Source organism: Acidobacteriota bacterium (assembly GCA_016184105.1).
Classification (GTDB): Bacteria; Acidobacteriota; Vicinamibacteria; order Vicinamibacterales; family 2-12-FULL-66-21; genus JACPDI01.
The window spans coordinates 51,822-69,820 of record JACPDI010000014.1 but is presented as its reverse complement, the minus strand read 5'-3'; the positions used below and the strand labels follow the sequence as shown (position 1 = coordinate 69,820).

At 68.6% G+C, this 17,999-nt stretch carries 14 protein-coding genes; 3 read left to right on the top strand and 11 right to left on the bottom strand.

Going from position 1 to position 17,999, the window contains the following annotated elements; genetic code table 11:
• Positions 1-14 precede the first annotated feature (14 nt).
• Entirely contained in the window at positions 15-1,571 is a 1,557-nt protein-coding gene (locus tag HYU53_06150; protein MBI2220774.1) for a D-aminoacylase, read from the top strand.
• A 43-nt stretch (positions 1,572-1,614) separates the two neighbouring features.
• Here the strand turns inward: HYU53_06150 and HYU53_06145 are convergent, their stop codons facing one another.
• The 6 genes from HYU53_06145 to HYU53_06120 form a co-directional block, all read right to left on the bottom strand.
• Complete coding sequence (locus tag HYU53_06145) at positions 1,615-2,430, bottom strand: pyruvate synthase subunit beta (GenBank protein ID MBI2220773.1); 816 nt, start codon at positions 2,428-2,430, stop codon at positions 1,615-1,617.
• A 98-nt stretch (positions 2,431-2,528) separates the two neighbouring features.
• The gene (porA, locus tag HYU53_06140) at positions 2,529-3,746 is read right to left on the bottom strand and encodes a pyruvate ferredoxin oxidoreductase (GenBank protein ID MBI2220772.1); all 1,218 of its coding nucleotides are present in this window, start codon (positions 3,744-3,746) and stop codon (positions 2,529-2,531) included.
• The gene (locus tag HYU53_06135; GenBank protein ID MBI2220771.1) at positions 3,743-5,428 is read right to left on the bottom strand and encodes an FAD-dependent oxidoreductase; all 1,686 of its coding nucleotides are present in this window, start codon (positions 5,426-5,428) and stop codon (positions 3,743-3,745) included. The genes porA and HYU53_06135 overlap by 4 nt, the downstream gene beginning before the upstream one ends.
• A 47-nt stretch (positions 5,429-5,475) precedes the next feature.
• A complete protein-coding gene (locus tag HYU53_06130; GenBank protein ID MBI2220770.1) occupies positions 5,476-6,045 on the bottom strand; it encodes a 2-oxoacid:acceptor oxidoreductase family protein in 570 nt (189 codons plus the stop codon).
• A gap of 2 nt (positions 6,046-6,047) precedes the next feature.
• The gene (gene gltA / locus HYU53_06125; GenBank protein MBI2220769.1) at positions 6,048-7,466 is read right to left on the bottom strand and encodes an NADPH-dependent glutamate synthase; all 1,419 of its coding nucleotides are present in this window, start codon (positions 7,464-7,466) and stop codon (positions 6,048-6,050) included.
• Between the two features lie 5 nt (positions 7,467-7,471).
• Complete coding sequence (locus HYU53_06120; protein MBI2220768.1) at positions 7,472-8,548, bottom strand: sulfide/dihydroorotate dehydrogenase-like FAD/NAD-binding protein; 1,077 nt, start codon at positions 8,546-8,548, stop codon at positions 7,472-7,474.
• An 82-nt stretch (positions 8,549-8,630) separates the two neighbouring features.
• Here HYU53_06120 and HYU53_06115 point away from each other — a divergent pair, with 82 nt between their 5' ends.
• Both HYU53_06115 and HYU53_06110 read left to right on the top strand, forming a co-directional pair.
• Complete coding sequence (locus HYU53_06115; protein MBI2220767.1) at positions 8,631-9,524, top strand: methyltransferase domain-containing protein; 894 nt, start codon at positions 8,631-8,633, stop codon at positions 9,522-9,524.
• Between the two features lie 75 nt (positions 9,525-9,599).
• A complete protein-coding gene (locus HYU53_06110) occupies positions 9,600-11,099 on the top strand; it encodes an adenosylhomocysteinase (GenBank protein MBI2220766.1) in 1,500 nt (499 codons plus the stop codon).
• Positions 11,100-11,205: 106 nt separating this feature from the next.
• Here HYU53_06110 and HYU53_06105 read toward each other — a convergent pair whose 3' ends face one another.
• The 5 genes from HYU53_06105 to dctA all read right to left on the bottom strand — a co-directional run bounded on the left by HYU53_06105 (position 11,206) and on the right by dctA (position 17,956).
• Positions 11,206-12,822: a hypothetical protein gene (locus tag HYU53_06105; protein MBI2220765.1), complete on the bottom strand. Its 1,617-nt coding sequence runs from the start codon at positions 12,820-12,822 to the stop codon at positions 11,206-11,208.
• Between the two features lie 142 nt (positions 12,823-12,964).
• A complete protein-coding gene (locus HYU53_06100; GenBank protein MBI2220764.1) occupies positions 12,965-14,641 on the bottom strand; it encodes a hypothetical protein in 1,677 nt (558 codons plus the stop codon).
• 3 nt (positions 14,642-14,644) lie between these two features.
• Complete coding sequence (locus HYU53_06095) at positions 14,645-15,664, bottom strand: prolyl oligopeptidase family serine peptidase (protein MBI2220763.1); 1,020 nt, start codon at positions 15,662-15,664, stop codon at positions 14,645-14,647.
• A gap of 22 nt (positions 15,665-15,686) precedes the next feature.
• Positions 15,687-16,676, bottom strand: coding sequence for an ABC transporter substrate-binding protein (locus tag HYU53_06090; GenBank protein MBI2220762.1), 990 nt, complete (start codon positions 16,674-16,676; stop codon positions 15,687-15,689).
• On the bottom strand, positions 16,673-17,956 hold the full coding sequence (gene dctA / locus HYU53_06085) for a C4-dicarboxylate transporter DctA (protein MBI2220761.1): 1,284 nt from the start codon (positions 17,954-17,956) through the stop codon (positions 16,673-16,675). Before dctA ends, HYU53_06090 begins: the two co-directional genes overlap by 4 nt.
• Positions 17,957-17,999: the final 43 nt, after the last annotated feature.

Here is a 17,999-nt window from a genome sequence, read left to right as displayed (position 1 = left end):
ATAGCATCCGCCTCATGCGCACGTTCGTCGCGTGTTCATGTGTGGTTCTCGGTCTGCTCGCGTCAATCTCCGCGCGCTCGGTGCAGCGTCCGGAGACGGAGGCGTTCGACATCCTGATTCGCCGCGCGCGGGTAATGGACGGGATGGGCAACCCGTGGGTTCGCGCGGATGTGGGCGTGCGCGAGGGGCGCATCGCGGCCGTGGGGAAGCTCAACGGCGCAACCGCGGCGCGCGTCATCGATGCAGCCGACCGGGTGCTCGCGCCCGGTTTCATCGACGTGCACTCGCACGCCGGCGAGAGCCTGACGCGCGAGACCCTGCGCGATGCGGCCCCGATGATCGCGCAGGGGGTCACGACCATCTTCATCAATCCGGACGGCGGCGGTCCGCTGGATCTTGCCGCGCAGCGACGCCAGATCGAGGCCGGCGGCATCGGCGTGAACGTCGCGCAGCTCATCGGCCATGGCAGCGTGCGCCGCGCGGTCCTCGGGACGGAAGCGCGCGAGCCGACGGCCTCGGAACTGGTCGCGATGGAAGCGCTCGTCGGTCGCGGCATGGGCGAAGGTGCCTTCGGCCTGTCGAGCGGCTTGTTCTACATCCCGGGCCGGTACGCGAAGACCGAGGAGGTCATCGCGCTGGCGCGCGTGGCCGCGGCTGCGGGCGGCGTGTGCACCAGCCATGTGCGCGACGAGGGTGATTACGGCGCGGGAGTGGTCGCTGCCGTCGACGAGGTCATCCGCATCGCCGACGAGGGTGGCCTTCGCGGCATCGTCACGCACATGAAGGCGCTCGGCCCGGACAACTGGGGCAAGGGGGCGGCGCTGCTCGAGCACATCGACGCGGCGCGCGCGCGCGGCGTCGAGGTGTTCGCGGATCAATATCCTTACGAAGCCTCTTCGACCAATCTCCAGGCGGCGCTGTTGCCCGACGGCGACAACACGGATCCGGCGGCCCGCGAGGCCGTCGCGACGGAGAATCTCAGGCGGCGCGGCGGAGCCGACAGCATCGTCATCGCGTTCTGCCGGAGCGATCGCACGCTTGAAGGGAAGAGCCTCGCGCAGATTGCCCAGGCGCGCGGGGTGACGGCGGTCGCCGCGGCGCTGGGCATCATCGCGCAGGGGGGCGCGTCGATCGTCTCGTTCAACATGTCGGAGAAGGACATCGAGGCGATCATGCGCGCGCCGTACACGATGGCCTCGAGCGATGGGGCGCTCGTCGAAATGGGGAGCGGCGTACCGCACCCCCGCGGCAACGGATCGTTCGCGCGCCGCCTGGCGCGCTACGTCCGGGAGCGAAAGGTCGTGCCGCTGGAGTTTGCCATCCGCGCGATGACCAGCCTGCCGGCTTCTGTGTTTCGGATGAAAGACCGCGGTGTTATCCGCGAAGGCGCGGTCGCCGACCTCGTCCTCTTCGACCCGGACAGGATCCAGGACATGGCGACGTACCAGAACCCGCACCAGCTTGCGACCGGGGTGAGCGACGTGGTCGTGAACGGAACGCTCGCGATGGAGGGGGGCAAACTGACCGGGGCGAGGAAGGGGAGGGTGCTGCGCCTGTCTGTCGGCAATTGATCATCGGGCGATCGGGTAATGGCACGAGCACGCCCAGCCCCCATCACCCACACATCGCCCTCCCCGTCCTGCCGACGATCTCGCGCCACCGCTCCTCGACCGCGGCGCGTGCGGCCTCGAGCGCGGGCGGGTTGTCGAGCAGGAAGCGGAAGCGTCCCTGATCCTTGAGGTAGTCCTCGAGCGCGATGCGGCCGGGATCGAGCGTGAGCCGCCAGGTCGTGCCGCGTTCGATCTCGACGAGCGGGAACACCCGCGCCTGCACGGCCATGCGCGCGGCTTTGATCGCGCGGTCGGACGGGATCTTCCATCCCGGGGGGCAGGGGGCGAGCACGTGGAGAAACCTGGTGCCCTTGATCGAGCGCGCCTTGGAGATCTTCGCCGCCAGGTCGTCGGGGAACGCGACGCTGGCGGTGGCGGCATAGGGAATCCGGTGCGCCGCCATGATCGCGAGCAGGTCCTTCTTCGGCTGGTCCTTGATGTGGGCGCCCGGCGTCGTCGTGGTCCAGGCGCCGAGCGGCGTGGCGGAACTGCGCTGGACGCCGGTGTTCATGTACGCCTCGTTGTCGTAGCAGACGTACAGGATGTTCTCGTTGCGCTCGGCCGCGGCTGAGAGTGCCTGGATGCCGATGTCGAACGTACCGCCGTCGCCGGCCCAGGCGCACACCGTCGTATCCGTGTCTCCCTGGAGGTCGAGCGCCGCGCGCACGCCGGTGGCCGCGGCGGCCGCCGAGGGGAAGGGGGCGTGCATGACCGGCACGCCGGCCGCGCTGTAGGGAGAGGGGCCGTCGATGACCGTCCAGCAGCACGCCGGGATCACGAGGATCGTCTTGCGCCCGAGCGCCTTCAGCGCGATCCGCATGGCCAGCGCGGCGCCGCAGCCGGCGCACCCGACGTGTCCGGGCGAGAGGACCTCGTCAGGCGGGAGATCGTAATTGACCTGTCGCAGCACCGTCACGGCTACTTCTCCTTCAGTCCGACCCAGAGCGTCTCGCGCTCCGGCTCGTCGCGTTCCTGCGCGTAGGCAATCATCGACTCGAACGTGTCGGGGGTGACGTCCCGCCCGCCCAGCCCGCCGACAAAGGAGAAAAGTGGGACAGTCCCACTTCCGGCACCGGAAAGTGTGACTGTCCCACTTTTGCGGCTGTGGAGCGCGGCGCGCACTTCCGACGCCATGATGCCGCCGTGGCCGAAGGAGATATTGCGGTCGAACACCACGACCTTCTTGGCGCCGGACAGCGCCGCACGCACCGCATCGAATGGGAACGGCCGGAACAGCCGGATCTTCACCAGCCGCACCCGCTTCCCCGCCTTCTGGTACTGGTCGATCACCGAGCGCGCCGTCGCCGCCGCGGTGCCCGAGGTCACCAGCGCGATATCCACCTCGCCGCGCGCGCGATCGTCGTTGCACGGATACGTCTCGACGATCGGGTGGCGGCGGCCGAACAGCTTGTAAAACTCCTCGTTCGCGTCGATCGCCGCCTTTCTCGCCTCGTCCATCGAGCGCTCCATGCGGGCGCGCAGCTCCATGTACGCGTCGTTGGCTGGCAGCCCGCCGAACGCGCTCGGCTTCGCGGTATCGAGCGCGAACGCCGGGCGGTACTCCGGCAGGTACGCGTCCACGAGCGCCTGGTCGGGGATGCTGACCGGCTCACTTGTGTGCGACAGGAAGAACGCGTCGAGGTTCACCATCGCGGGCAGCAGCACGTGCTCGGCGACGCGAAACGCCTGGATGACCGTGTCGAGCACTTCCTGGTTGTTCTCGCAGTAGAACTGGATCCACCCGGTGTCGCGCTGGGACAGGCTGTCGTTCTGGTCCACGAAGATGTTCCAGGGGGACCCCATCGCCCGATTCACGTTGGCCAGCACGATCGGCAGCCGCGCCCCCGCGCACCAGTGCAGCATCTCGTGCATGTACGCGAGCCCGTGCGACGAGGTGGCGGTGAACGCGCGCAGTCCCGTCTGCGACGCCCCGGCGCAGGTCGCCAGCGCCGAGTGCTCGGACTCCACGGCGACAAAGCGCGCGTCCAGGCGGCCGTCACCGCACATCTCCGACAGCAGCTCGACGACGCCCGACGACGGGGTGATGGGGTACGCCGCGATGACACGCGCGCGGGCGCGCTGCACGGCGTAGGAGATGGCGTGGGTGCCTTCGATGACCTTGGTGACCGCGCTCATCGCTGCTCCTCCGGCGCGAGCACGATCGCGCCGCGCGGGCACTCGGCAACGCAAATGCCGCATCCCTTGCAGTGCAGCGTATCCGCGCTGTACGTCCCCGATCGCGCGTCATGGCGGACGGCCGCGTCGGGGCAGAACACCAGGCAGTTGTCGCACTCGGTGCAGGTGCCGCACGTGAGGCAGCGGAGCGCCTCGCGCGTCGCGGCGAGCGCATCGAGTCCCTGGACGACCTCGTCCATCACGCGCACCGCCTGCTCGCGCGGGAGGTGCGCCTGCGTGGCGCGCGCGGAGGGCCGGAAGTAGAACAGATTCACCTCGGACGGCCCGACGCGTTCGGCGTGCCCCAGCTCCACCGGATCGCGCCCGGCAAGCCACGCGTCGATCGCGTCGGCGGCCACGCGGCCCGATCCGATGGCGTTGACCACCATGCCGGCCCCCGTCGCCGCGTCGCCGCCCGCAAATACCGCCGGCCGCGTCGTCCGGCCCCAGGCGTCGGCGTAGAGGCGGCCGCCGTGCGTGTCGATCACCTGCGCGAACGGATCGACCTCCACGTCTTCGCCGATCGCGGTGAAGGCATGGGCCGCGTCCAGCCGGAACTCCGATCCGGGGACCGGCTCCGGCCGCGGCCGCCCGCTCGCGTCCGGCGACCCGAGACGCATGCGCCGCAGCTCGACGCCGCTCAGGCGTCCCCTGCCGTTCACGAACCCGGAGGGCGCCACCTCGAAGATGAACTCGATGCCTTCGGCTTCGGCCTGCGCGATCTCGTCGGGGTGGGCGGGCATGTGCTCCCGCGACCGGCGATAGGCGACGGTGACGGGGGCGGCGCCGAGGCGAAGCGCGGTTCGCGCCGCGTCCATCGCGGTGTTGCCGCCGCCGATGACCACGGCCGCTCCCGAGAGCGCGGTCTCCGTGCCGGCATTCGCCGCGCGCAGGAACTCGAGGCCGGAGCGGACGCCGGCCAGGTTGTCGCCCGGCACCCGCGCCTCGCGGGAGCGATTCGCGCCAACGGCGACAAACACCGCGGCGTACGGATTCAGGTCCTCCCAGCGCAACGACTCGCCGAAACGTGCGCTGCCCTGGAAGGCAACGCCCAGGCGCCAGAGCGTCTCCAGCTCCGCGTCGAGCACCTCGCGGGGCAACCGGTAAGGAGGAATCCCGTACCGCAGCATGCCTCCGGCTTCCGGCATGGCGTCGAACATGGTGGGCAGGTGGCCGCGCAGCGCGAGGTGGTACGCGCAGCTGATGCCCGCCGGGCCCGCGCCGATGATCGCGACGCGACGCGCGTGGTTCGACGGAGCAGGGCGCTCGACCTGCAACCTGAGGCGGCGCGCCTCGTCGCCGATCGCGCGCTCGATCGCGTGCACCGCAACCGCGGAATCGAGCCCCTGGCGATTGCAGTGGCGCTCGCACGGGTGATAACACACGCGCCCGCAGATCCCGGGCAGCGGGTTGTGCTCGAGGATCGTTCGCCACGCCTCTTCGAACTGTCCGTCCGCGACGTGTCGCAGGTACGCGCGCACGTCCGTGCCGGCGGGGCAATCGAGGTTGCACGGCGACGGCCGCGTCGTCCAGACGGGGCGGAACGTCCGCCAGTTGCCCGTGACCAGCTCGCGCGTGCTCCGGAGCGAGACCGCCATCGGCGTTCCAGCCGGGACGTCGTCTATCGTTGAGATACGGGCCATATGGGTGTCCCTTGAAGTGCTCGACGCTCGGTGCCGGGTGCTCGGTGCTATGTGCGGTGCCGGGCGCTGAGTGCCAGCACTGCCCGGGCGGCATCCTTCGCCGCCGCCACGTTCGCCTCCGGTTTGATCGGCACGAGCGCCGGCACTTCCGCGACGACCGCCTCGATGCCGACCGCGCCGGTCAGCGCCGCCCACGCGCCCACGATCGCGGTGTTGACGATCGGCGTGGTACGCGAGCCGAGGCCGTGCCGGAGCGCGATGCCGGTGGCGTCGCACGTACCCACCACGAACCGGTCGGGCAGCTTCAGCTCCTCCGGCTTCTTGAGCGTATTGACGAGAATCGTTCCGCCCGGCTTCAGGCCGGCGGTGACGTCAATCGTGCCGAGCAGCACGGCATCGAGCACGACCACGTGATCCGGCTCGTACACCTGGTAGTGGATCGTGATCGGATCGCGATCCGCCCGGAGGAACGCGGCCACGGGCGCGCCGCTGCGCTCCGCGCCGAACGCGGGAAACGCCTGGACCTGCCATCCTTCGCGGAACATCGCGCAGGCCAGCAGCTTCGACGCGATGACGGTTCCCTGCCCTCCCCGGCCGTGAAACCTGACTGCGAGCATGGCTACGCTCCGTCTGGAAGCGGGTTGGCGAGATATCGATCGATCGCGCGCGCGGCACGGCGCCCCGCGCCCATCGCGGAAATGACGGTTGCGCCGCCCGTGACGATGTCGCCGCCGGCAAAAACGCCCTTCTTCGTTGTCGCGCCCGTGCGGTCGTCGGCGATGAGGTTGCCCCATTTGTTCGTCGGCAGGTCCGGCGTCGTCTGCCGGATCAGGGGGTTCGCACCCTGGCCGACGGCGAACACGACCGTGTCGACCGCGAGCTCGAACTCGGAGCCCGTGATCTCGATCGGCGAACGGCGGCCGGATGCGTCCGGCTCCCCCAGTTCCATCCGGGTGCAGCGAATCTCGCGCACGCGGTTCTTCTCGTCGCCGAGCACGGCCACCGGGGCCGCGAGCATTTCGATCTGCACCCCTTCTTCCTCGGCGTGCTCGACTTCCTCGTGCCGCGCGGGCATCTCCGTTCGCGACCGCCGGTAGATCAGGTACGCGCGGTCCGCGCCGAGCCGCAGCGACGTCCGGACCGCGTCCATCGCCGTGTTGCCTCCGCCAATCACCGCCACGTGCTTCCCGCGGATGATGGGCGTGTCGTACTCAGGGAACCGGTACGCCTTCATCAGGTTGGAGCGCGTCAGGTACTCGTTGGCGGAGTAGACGCCGATCAGGTTCACGCCGGGAATCTTCGGGAAGTGCGGCAGCCCGGCGCCGGTCGCGACGAACACGGCGTCGTACCCCAGCTCCACCATCAGCTCGTCGATCGTGAAGGTCCGGCCGATGACGTGGTTGCACTTGATCTCGACGCCGAGGTCGCGCAGCGTCTCGATCTCCTGCTGGACGATGTCCTTCGGCAGCCGGAATTCGGGGATGCCGTACATCAGCACCCCCCCGGGCTTGTGCAGCGCCTCGAAAATCGTCACCCGGTGGCCCAGGCGCGCGAGGTCGGCCGCCGCGGTCAGCCCGGCCGGTCCGGAGCCGACGATCGCGATCGACCGGCCCGTGGGACTCTCCACGGGCGCGTCGCTCTTGAGCCCCGCCGCCGCGGCGTAATCGGCGGCGAACCGCTCGAGCCGTCCGATCGCGACCGGCTCGAACTTCACGCCGAGCGTGCACTTCTGCTCGCACTGTTCTTCCTGCGGGCAGACGCGGCCGCAGATGGCAGGCAGGACGTTCTTGTCGGTCAGCGTGCGCCAGGCCCCCTCGAAATCCTTCTGCGCGATCTGCTCGACGAACTTCGGGATGTCGATCTCGACCGGGCAGCCCGCGATGCACGGCCGGTTCTTGCAGACGATGCAGCGGTCCGCTTCCTCGACGGCCATCGCCGTTTCGTAGCCGAGCGCCACCTCCGTGAACGCGCGGGCCCGCTCGTGCGGATCCGCGCAGGGCATCGGCAGGCGCGTCTTGCGTCCAACCTTTTTCGCCATCGTTCCTACCACGCCTCCATGCCGACGGCGGACATCTGCTGCATCCGCTCCATCGACGCGCGTTCCTGGTCGCGATACGCCTCGAGGCGTGCTGCCAGCTCCGCGAAGTTGACCTCGTGGCCGTCGAACTCGGGTCCGTCCACGCACACGAATTTCTGCTGGCCGCCGACCGTGACGCGGCACCCGCCGCACATGCCGGTGCCGTCCACCATCACGGGGTTGAGGCTCACCGTCGTCCGCAGCTTCAGCGGCCGGGTGAGGTCGCAGACCGCCTGCATCATGCGGATCGGCCCGACGGCGACGACGTTGTCGAACGCGTGGCCTTTCTCGATCAAATCCTGGAGCGCGTGGGTGACCAGCCCCTTGCGCCCGTAGCTCCCGTCGTCGGTGGTGACGATGACGTCGTCGGCGATCTGGCGCAGCTCCTGTTCGAGGATGACGAGATCCTTCGAGCGCCCGCCGATAATCGCGACGACCTTGCCTCCCTTGTCCTTCACGCCGCGCGCGATGGGGTAGACGACCGCCGTGCCGATGCCGCCGCCGACGCAGCACACCTGCTCGCGCTCGCCGATGTGCGTCGGCAGCCCCAGCGGCCCAACCACGTCGAGCACGTCGTCTCCCCCGTGCATCGCGCAGAGCTGGCGCGTCGACTTGCCGACGGCCTGCACGATGACGGAGATGGCGCCGCGCGCGACGTCCACGTCGGCAATGGTGAGGGGGATGCGCTCGCCCTGCTCGTCGATCCGGAGGATGACGAACTGGCCCGGCTGGCGCTTTTTCGCGATGGGCGGCGCGTCGAGCCACAGGCGCGAAACGCCCGGCGCGAGAGAACTGATGCTGAGAATGCGTGCCACGAAGGGCCCTCCACTGAATGCCGACTTTCTGGCAGACGGATAACCGGCGGTACTCCTCAGGCAACGAAGGTGCCACGTCGCAAGACGGGTTGGCAGGTCTAAACACCCAATATTCAGAGATTTAGACTCAGACGGCTGGCGCCTGACGCGCCGACAATCCGACACAGGAACTTGAGGATTGGAGGATTGGGGGATTGGAGGGTGGGAGGGTGGGAGGGTTGATTTCATCCGTTAATCCGGATATATAGATGCAGTGACGGCTGGCCTCCTGGACGACCTCTCGGCGCTGAGCGATCTTGTCCGCACCCGCATGCTCGTCGTGCTGGAGCGGCACGAGCTGACGGTGTCGGAGATTTGCAGCGTTCTGCAGCTGCCGCAGTCCACGGTGAGCCGGCACCTGAAAGTGCTGGGGGATGCCGGCTGGGTGGCGTCGCGGAAGGACGGGACGAGCCGGTTCTACACGCTCACGCTGCGCGACAACGGCACGGGGCCGCGGCGGCTCTGGCACGTCGTCCGCGAGCACGTGATGACGCTGCCGGCGGCCGGGCAGGATGCGCGGCGCCTGGCGTCAGCGCTCACGCGGCGTCGCACCGCGTCGCAGGAGTTCTTCGCCACCGCGGCGGGGCAGTGGGACAAGCTGCGCGACGAATTGTTCGGCAGCGAGTTTTACGTCTTCGCTCTTCTCGGCCTGCTCGACCCCCGGCGGGTGGTCGCCGATCTCGGCTGCGGGACGGGGCAGGTTGCCGCCGTGCTCGCGCCGAACGTGGCGCGCGTGATTGCGGTTGACGGGTCGACCGAGATGCTGGCCGCGGCCCGCAAGCGGCTGCGCGATCATGCGAACGTGGAGCTGCGGCGCGGCGAGCTGGAATCGCTCCCGCTGGAGGACGCGTCGGTGGATGTCGCACTCGCGGTCCTGGTGCTGCACCACCTGCCGGATCCGGCGGCGGCGCTGCGCGAGGCCGCCCGCGCGGTCAAGCCGGGCGGCACCCTGCTCATCGTGGACATGTGGCCGCACGACCGGGAGGAATATAAACAGCAGATGGGCCACGTCTGGCTGGGATTCCCGGAAGACCAGCTCTCGACGTGGATGCAGGCGGCCGGGTTCTGCCGGCCGAAATTTCGATCGTTACCGCCGGCGCCCGACGCGAAGGGCCCGGCATTATTCGTGGCGACAGCCCGGGTCTTGGATCCCAAAGACCACTAAGAGCACGAAGCAGGACACCAGTGCCCGTCTTCGTGGCCTTGGCGGCCTTCGTGGTGAATCGTTAGAGGAGAGACGATGAGTACTGCAGTCGGAGAAGTTCACGCGTTCGACGCCGCGAAGCAGGCCGGGCGCGTGCCGTACAAGGTTGCCGACCTCGCGCTCGCCGAGTTCGGGCGCAAGGAAATCCGCCTCGCCGAGCATGAGATGCCCGGGTTGATGGCCGTGCGCCAGCGGTATGCGGGCGGGAAGCCGCTGGCGGGCGCGCGCGTGATGGGCTCGCTGCACATGACGGTGCAGACCGCGGTCCTCATCGAAACGCTCGCGGACCTCGGCGCCGACGTGCGCTGGGTCTCCTGCAACATCTTCTCAACGCAGGACCACGCCGCCGCGGCGGTCGTGGTCGGGCGTCCCGGGTCCGGCGGCACGCCGCAGCATCCTCGCGGCATCCCGGTGTTCGCCTGGAAAGGGGAGACGCTCGAGGAGTACTGGTGGTGCACGGCCGAGGCGCTCACCTGGCCGGACGGCACCGGCCCGACCCAGATCGTCGATGACGGCGGCGACGCCACGCTCCTGATTCACAAGGGGGTCGAGTTCGAAAGAGCCGGCGAGGTGCCGGCGTTCAACGCCGACACGGAGCCCGAGGAGTGGGGCGTGATCCTCGAGCTGCTGCGCGGGCAGTTGAAGAAGGACGGCTCGCTCTACCAGCGGATCGCGAAGGATGTCCGCGGCGTCTCCGAGGAGACCACGACGGGCGTGCACCGGCTCTACCCGATGGAGCAGCACGGCACGCTGCTCTTCCCCGCGATCAACGTCAACGACTCGGTGACCAAGAGCAAGTTCGACAACATCTACGGCTGCCGCCACTCGCTCATTGACGGCCTCAACCGCGCCACCGACGTGATGCTCGGCGGCAAGGTCGCGGTCGTCTTCGGCTACGGCGAGGTGGGGAAGGGGTGCGCGCAGGCGCTGCGCGGCCAGGGATGCCGCGTGATCGTGACCGAGATCGACCCGATCTGCGCGCTGCAGGCGGCGATGGAGGGCTTCGAGGTCAAGACGATTGACGACGTGATCGAGACGGCGGACATCTTCGTGACGGCGACGGGGAACTTCAACATCATCACCGCCGACCACATGAAGCGGATGAAGAACAAGGCGATCGTCGGCAACATCGGCCACTTCGACAACGAGATCGACATGGCCGGCCTGAAGAAGGTCGCCGGGATCGAGAAGATCAACATCAAGCCGCAGTACGACGAGTGGGTGTTTCCGAACGGGAAGAGCATCCTCGTTCTGGCCGAGGGGCGGCTGCTGAATCTCGGCTGCGCCACGGGGCACCCGAGCTTCGTGATGTCCGCGTCGTTCACCAACCAGACGATCGCGCAGCTCGAGCTGCACGAGCACTCGGACAAGTACGGGAAGAAGGTGTACATCCTGCCGAAGCACCTGGACGAGGAGGTGGCGCGGCTGCACCTCGATCACCTGGGCGTCAGGCTCACGACGCTCACAAAAGCCCAGGCGGACTACATCGGGGTGCCGGTGGAGGGGCCGTACAAGCCGGCACACTATCGATACTAGGACCCCTGACCAGGACCCCTGCCCATCGGGGCATTGATCGGGGATCGGGGAATTGCACGATCGATAATCCGATTGCCGATTGTGCCGTTGCCCGATCCCCCGATTATCAATTGCCGATGAACTGGCGTCGGCTTCGGCCGAAGTACACGCTGGTCGGCGTCTGATCGTCCCAGCCCCTGTTGGCGTGCGGCACCGTCCACCGCTCGATCCGGCGCGGTTCGAGGATCGGCTTGCCGAGCGCGGGGCTCGAGAGGCAGTACGTCCCCTCGTGCGTGCCGATCCAGATCAGGTTGCGATCCCACTCGACGAACACGTTCTCCGACGTCCCGCGGTACCAACTCATGTAGTCGTCCATCTCCCCGGTGCGCCGTGGAACGAACCACGCAAGCTCCTTCGGCCGGGCGGGATCGGAGATGTCGTGGATGCGGATGCCGGCGTTGAACCAGGTGATCACGACGACGTTGGGGCGAGCGGTCCCGGGTGCGACCCAGGCCTGGATGTTGTGCGTGCCGAATCGCCCGCGCGCCTGGCAGAAGTCGGCGTACGGGGCTTCCTTCGGCGGCATCGGCCGCGGGAACCGTCCGACCACGCGCGGGTGCGCGGGATCCTTGACGCTGATGATGAGCGGCGTCTTGAACGGCTCGCGGCAATCGCCGTAGATGGTTTCCGGCATGCCGATGACGAGATCCTGCAGCTGCGGGTGGGCCGCGTCGGCGAAGACCGGCGCAACGGTGTGATACGGAATGCCGCCGAGGGTCTCGAAGTCGTACATCAGGCGGCCGGCGGGCTTCGGATTTCGCACGTCGCTGAAGTCGAACACGAACATGCCGAAGTGGCCGAATCCGCCGTAGCCGTACCTGCCGCCATCCTCGATGCGCTTCGGCACGGTGGGCGCGCCGTGCACGCCGGTCCACGAGGACTGGTCGCCGGCGAACCAGTATTTCTTGTATTCGTCTTCCTCGCCGACGCGCTGTCCCGGCACCCACCAGCGCGACATCTCCCTGACCGCGGCCGGATCGGCCATGTCGACGATCATGATGCCGTTGCTCGACGGGCGCTGCGGGTTCTCCATGCGAAGCTGGTCGTCCCAGCCGCAGTCGAGGAACGCGTACTTCCCGCCGTCGTAGAAGTTCGTGTGGGTGCCGAAACCGGTCTGTCCCGTATCGAACTCCTGCAGCAGGACGGGCCGCGCCGGATCTGAAATGTCGTAGGTCCGGAACCCCCGCAGCCCCTTATAGGCGAGCGTCGTCTGCTCGACCCATTCGCGGTGGTGCTGGCCGCGCGGGTACTTCGGCGTGTGCCGCGGCATGGGCGGTTCCACCGACTCGACGGCGATCCACTTTCGCAGGGCCGTGTTGTACGCGACGCAGATCTTCCGCAGGCGGATCGATCCCGCCTTCACCTCGACCGGCTTGACCGGGTCGGTGATGTCCAGCCAGCCGCCGCTGGCCGGGAGCAAGCGCTGTCGTCCCTTCGCCCACATGTTCATCAGCGGCTCGCCCCCGGCGGTTTCCGGGCCGGGCACGAACGCATGAACATCCATGTTGTGTACGTACTGGTTGCGATCCAGATAGGGGAGCGCGCCCATCGGCAGGCGGAACGGCACGGTGCCTCCGCCGGGCATGACGCCGCTGACCTGCGCGCGCGCGGACACGGCGCCGGCCACAGCGCCCAGCGCCGCCCCGGCCACGCCCTTGATCATCGTTCTGCGACTGATGCTCATGAGACCCTCCAGGGAGTTGCGAGGTTGAGGAGCCCGGAGCGATGCGGAGAGAGGACGCCGGGGCGACCCCTGTGGCTGCCCCCGGCGTTCTCTTCGACGCGACCTCCCGCTTCTCAGCGCCCTCTTCTCTTCGCGGCGCCCTCTACAGCCCGAGCCGTTCACGCAGTCCGCGGCCGAAGTACACGCTCTTGGACGTGTGATCGTCCCAGCCGGCGTTCACGTGCGCCTGCGACCAGCGCTCGACCGGTCTCGGCTCGAAGATCGGCTTGCCGAGCGCCGGCGACGAGAGACAGTACGTGCCCTCGTGCGTGCCGAGCCAGATCAGGTTGCGGTCCCATTCGATGTACACGCTCTCCGCCGTGCCGCGGAACCAGGTCTCGTAATCCTCGATCTCGCCGTCGCGCGCCGGCACGAACCACGCGGTTTCCTTCGGCTGCGCCGGGTCGGACAGATCGAACAGCCGGATGCCCGCCGCGAAGGCGGTCACGCCGAGGACTTCCGGACGCTCGATGCCCGGCGCCGCCCAGGCGTGCGTGTTGTGCCAGCCGAATCGGCCGCGCGCCTGGCAGAAGTCCGCGTACGGGGCATCCTTCGGTGCGACCGGGCGCGGGAAGATGCCGACCAGACGCGGGTTCTTCGGGTCGTTGACGTCGATGACCTGCACCGGCTTGTACGGTTCGCGGCAGTCCGGCTGCACCGTTTCAGGCACGCCGATGAGCAGGTTCTGCAGGCGCGGATGGCGCATGTTGGCGGCGAGCGGATAGACCGTGTGATACGGAATGCCGCCCATCGACTCGAACGGCGCCTGGAAGCGCGCGATCGGCTTCGGGTTCCGGACGTCGGTGAGGTCGAACACGAACAGTCCGAAGTGCCCGAAGCCGCCGTAGCCGTACCTCCCGCCGTCCTCGACGCGCTTGGGGACGGTCAGCGCGCCGTGGTTGCCGGTCCATGACGACTGATCGCCGGCGAACCAGTACTTCTTGTATTCTTCCTCTTCGCCGACGCGCTGCCCCGGCACCCACCACCGGGACACTTCCTTGATGTTGGCCGGGTCGGTCATGTCGACAATCATGATGCCGTTGCTCGATGGACGCTGCGCGTTCTCCATCCGCAGCTCGTCGTCCCAGCCCGCGTCGAGGTAGGCGTACTTGCCGCCGTCGTAGAAGTTGTGGTGGGTACCGCCGCCGCGCTTCCCCGTGCTGAATTCCTGCAGCAGGACCGGCCTGGCCGGGTTGGTGACGTCGTAGGTCCGGATGCCGCGATGACCTTCCCAGTTGAGGATCTTGTCGCGATATTCCGGGTGGTGCTGGCCGAGCGGGTACTGGGGATTCGCCCCGGAGAGCGGCCGCCCCGCCGACACCACCATGATCCACTTCTTGAGATTCGAGTTGTACGCCACGGCGCCGCCGGTGCGAACCTTGCCCGTCTCGATCAGGACCGGCTTGCGGCCGTCGCTGACATCGAGGAACCCGGCGCCCCCCGGCAGGAGCCGCTGCGAGCCTCTTGCGTACATCACGACGAGCGGCTCGCCGGTCGTGAACCGCACGCCTGGCAGGTGCGCGTGGACCTCCATGTTGTGGAGGTACTGCTTTCGATCGAGGAAGGGGAGCGCGCCCTTCGGCAGGCGGAACGGCACGGTGCCGCCCCCCGGTGTGAGGCCGGTCACCTGCGCGCGCGCGCTGACGGCGTGCGCGAGCGTGCCGATCGCCACGCCCGCGGCGCCCGTCAGGAGCGCGCGGCGGCTGATGCCGCTCCGCTCCTCACTGTCGTGTGGCCCCTGTGCTTCCGATGAATCCGGATCCGTGCGCGACATCGACATGTGTCACCTCGTTGAGTGTTCGGACGGCATCTGTGCCTTGAAGAAATCGAGGGCCATCTGGATGGCCTCGAGCTGAATCCGGTCCGGGCGGTACACGCCTGTTTCGTCCCTGGGCACGCGGATGATGTAGCCGTGCACGGGGTGATCGAACGACACGCGCGTGATCGTCTTCCCGGCTTCCTTCATCCAGACGTACACGGTCTCGAAGAGCCCCTGCAGCTCGTCCTGGTCGCGGTTCATCAGCAGGATCGGCAGCGTGATCCGGCGGATGCGCTCCATGGCCACCTCCTTGTCGAGGTGCGGCGCGACCGATTCGACCGTGCGGTAGATTGGGTTGTCGGCGGCGAACACCGCCTCCTTCATCTGCAGGAACTCGCTCGCGTCGGGCTCGGACACGATCGCGGCCCGCGCGCCGATCCCTTCCGCCGCGGCCCGCAGGATCATCCCGCCGCCGTGGCTGTTGCCGACCAGCCCCACGCGGTTCGGGTCCACGTAGGGCAGCCGCTTCACGTACTCGACGATCGTCATCAGGTCGTCGTACTCGAGCACCGGCCGGTTGGTCGCCTGGTTCGCCTGCTGCCTGCCGAGCCTGAGCGGCGGCGCAACGGTGTAGGTGAACCAGCTTTCCGCGCGGTAGTTCAGGAAGCCGACCGCGTAGCCCTCCTTGAGGAAGCGCTCCATGGTGTACGCGCGGTTGTTGATGTAGTCGCGGACGTGGGCGAGGCCGGAGCCGCCGTTGCCCGTGAAGAACAGCACGATGGGAAACGGCCCGCGCCCCTTGGGGCGGCGGATGCCGATCGGCGTGAAGAGGCCGTCGACGGTCTCGAGCAGCGTGATCTCGGCGGGGATGTCCGAGTTGGGCACCGCCTCGGTGACCACGATCGATTCCCACGGCTCGGTGACGCGCACCGGGCCGAAGGCCTTCGTCTGTTCCAGGCCGAAGACCTTCGCGGGTTCCTGCCCTGCAACCGGCGCCTGGAGACACCACACGCCGCAGCAGACGAGCGCAAGCGTCCGCACCATTCGAGTCCTCCCCGCCGGCCGATCAGCGGCCGGCCTTCAACGCCGCGAGCGCCGCGTCGTGATACGTCGAATCGACATACCGCTCCGGCGCGGGCGCGCGCCCGCCCCATTGCCCTTCGATCTCCGCCCGCAGCTCCAGGACGCTGCGAAGGCCTGCGAGGTCAATCCGCGCGTCCGGCGCCAGCGCGGCAACGCCACGCGCGTAGGTCTCCGCGGCGACATCGCGATCGAGCTGCAGCGCACGCGCCATCAGGTCGACGGCTTCGGTCTTGTGCTCCGGCGCGACGAGCCACCGCTGGGCCTCGACGAACGCCGACAGGTAATCGACCAGCGTCTGCCGGTTCGCGCGCCCCCAGTCGCGGCGGACGAACGCGCCCATGCCCTGGTACGCGCCGAGCAGGCTGGCCGCGGTCCCCAGCGAGCGGAGCCCGCCGCGCACCGCCTGGATCGAAAACGGCGGATTCAGCATCGACGCGGCGTTCGTGCTTTCGGCGAGCATCGCCTTCATCCGCTGCGGCGTCCCGCCGATCGCCTTCAGCTCGTAGTCCCCCTCGCGCACCCCCGCGGCGCGCAGGATCTTCCTCAACTGCAGCGCGTAGGCGGTGTTCGGCGCATCCACGAGGACGCTGCGCCCCTTGAGGTCGGCGATCGATCGGATCCCGGGCTGGACGATGACCTCGTTCATCGAGTCGTCGCCGCCGAGCACGATGACGACGTCCGTGCCCGCGGTCTCGACCATCGCGATCGCGTTGTCGACGGCGGCGTGCGCGATGTCGTACCTGCCTGCCGCCAGGCCGTCGCGAAGCGCCGGCGAGTTCGGCGTGATCTCGACGTGCACCGCGAGGCCGCGGGCGGCGAACAGGCCGCGCGCCTCGGCGACGCGCAGCGGAAAGGTCGGCACGCTCGAGAACGCGACGACGTTGAGCCGCCGCGCGGCAGGCGCCTGCGCCGCCGGCCGTGCCCCGGCCAGCGCCGCGCACGCGACGAGCAGGCACCAGGCGCGCCGCCTCACGTGCGCTCCACCTCGGCACGCGCCGCCGCCGGGCGGACGTCCGCCGCCTCCGCCGCCGCGCCGGGCCACGCGGCCCCCCCGCTGAGCGCGCGCCGCAGCTCCGCGAGGTCGAGCGCCTTGTCCCACCACGCGACGAAGATCGTCACCGCGCCGTTGCAGATCATGTTCGTGGTCCCGCGCGCCATCGACATGAACCGCTCGATGCCGAGCAGCAGCGCCATGCCGGCGACCGGCAGCGTGCCGACCGACGCGAGCGTGGCCGCGAGGACCACGAACGCGGAGCCGGAGACGCCGGCGGCTCCCTTCGAGCTGAAGAGCAGCACCGTGAGGAACGTGAGAATCTCCCCCCAGGTCAGGTGGATGTTCATCGCCTGCGCGATGAACATCACGGAGATCGTCTGGTAGATCGCGGAGCCGTCCTGGTTGAACGAGTAACCCGTGGGCACGACCAGGCCCACGACGCTCTGCTTGCAGCCCGCGCGTTCGAGCTTGTTCATGAGGCGCGGCAGCGCGACTTCTGACGTGGAGGTCGCGAGCACGAGGAGGATCTCCTCCTTGATGTAGGCGAGGTACTTCCAGATGGAGAAGCCCACGACCCAGGCGAGGAGCCCCATGAAGACGATGACGAAGAAGAAGCAGGTGAGATAGACCGCCGCCACCACCTTGAACATCGGGACGAGCGAGCCGATGCCGTACCTGCCGATCGCGAACGCCATCGCTCCGAACGTGCCGATGGGCGCGAGGTTCATGATGAGCGCGAGCGCCGCGAAAAACGCGGACGACAGCTGCTCGATGAGATGCACCAGCGGGCGCCCCTTCTCCCCGAGACGGAGCAGCGCCAGCCCGAAGAGGATCGAGAAGAACAGCACCTGCAGGATGTACCCCGTGGCGAACGCGCCGACGACGGTCTCGGGGATGATCCCGAGGAAGAAGTCGACGGTGCCAACGGGCGCGCTCGACCGGCCGGCGTACGCCGACACCGCTCCCGCATCGAGCGAGGCGGGATCCGCGTTGAAACCCGCGCCGGGGCGCGCCAGGAGGCCGACGATGAGCCCGACGATCATCGCGACGGTGGACACGATCTCGAAGGCGACTGCGGCGCGCACGCCGATGCGGCCGACCTCCTTCATGTTCGACATCTTGCAGAGGCCGGCGACCACCGAGACGAAGATGATCGGCGCGATGATCATCTTGATCAGCTTGATGAAGGCGTCGCCGAGCGGCTTCATCGCGGCGCCGGTGGCCGGGGCAAAGTGTCCGAGCAACACGCCAAGCGTCATGCCGATCAGCACGTGCACCCAGAGCTGACGGTAGAGCGGTTTC

Excerpts from the sequence above, each read along its gene's own strand:
- HYU53_06105 (MBI2220765.1), bottom strand. The coding sequence starts at position 12,822 with ATGAGCATCAGTCGCAGAACGATGATCAAGGGCGTGGCCGGGGCGGCG.
- HYU53_06100 (MBI2220764.1), bottom strand. The coding sequence starts at position 14,641 with ATGTCGATGTCGCGCACGGATCCGGATTCATCGGAAGCACAGGGGCCA.
- gltA (MBI2220769.1), bottom strand. The coding sequence starts at position 7,466 with ATGGCGAAAAAGGTTGGACGCAAGACGCGCCTGCCGATGCCCTGCGCG.
- HYU53_06150 (MBI2220774.1), top strand. The coding sequence starts at position 15 with ATGCGCACGTTCGTCGCGTGTTCATGTGTGGTTCTCGGTCTGCTCGCG.
- dctA (MBI2220761.1), bottom strand. The coding sequence starts at position 17,956 with ATGACGCTTGGCGTGTTGCTCGGACACTTTGCCCCGGCCACCGGCGCC.
- HYU53_06130 (MBI2220770.1), bottom strand. The coding sequence starts at position 6,045 with ATGCTCGCAGTCAGGTTTCACGGCCGGGGAGGGCAGGGAACCGTCATC.
- HYU53_06145 (MBI2220773.1), bottom strand. The coding sequence starts at position 2,430 with ATGCGGATCGCGCTGAAGGCGCTCGGGCGCAAGACGATCCTCGTGATC.
- HYU53_06095 (MBI2220763.1), bottom strand. The coding sequence starts at position 15,664 with ATGGTGCGGACGCTTGCGCTCGTCTGCTGCGGCGTGTGGTGTCTCCAG.
- porA (MBI2220772.1), bottom strand. The coding sequence starts at position 3,746 with ATGAGCGCGGTCACCAAGGTCATCGAAGGCACCCACGCCATCTCCTAC.
- HYU53_06120 (MBI2220768.1), bottom strand. The coding sequence starts at position 8,548 with ATGAAATCAACCCTCCCACCCTCCCACCCTCCAATCCCCCAATCCTCC.
- HYU53_06115 (MBI2220767.1), top strand. The coding sequence starts at position 8,631 with ATGCTCGTCGTGCTGGAGCGGCACGAGCTGACGGTGTCGGAGATTTGC.
- HYU53_06135 (MBI2220771.1), bottom strand. The coding sequence starts at position 5,428 with ATGGCCCGTATCTCAACGATAGACGACGTCCCGGCTGGAACGCCGATG.
- HYU53_06110 (MBI2220766.1), top strand. The coding sequence starts at position 9,600 with ATGAGTACTGCAGTCGGAGAAGTTCACGCGTTCGACGCCGCGAAGCAG.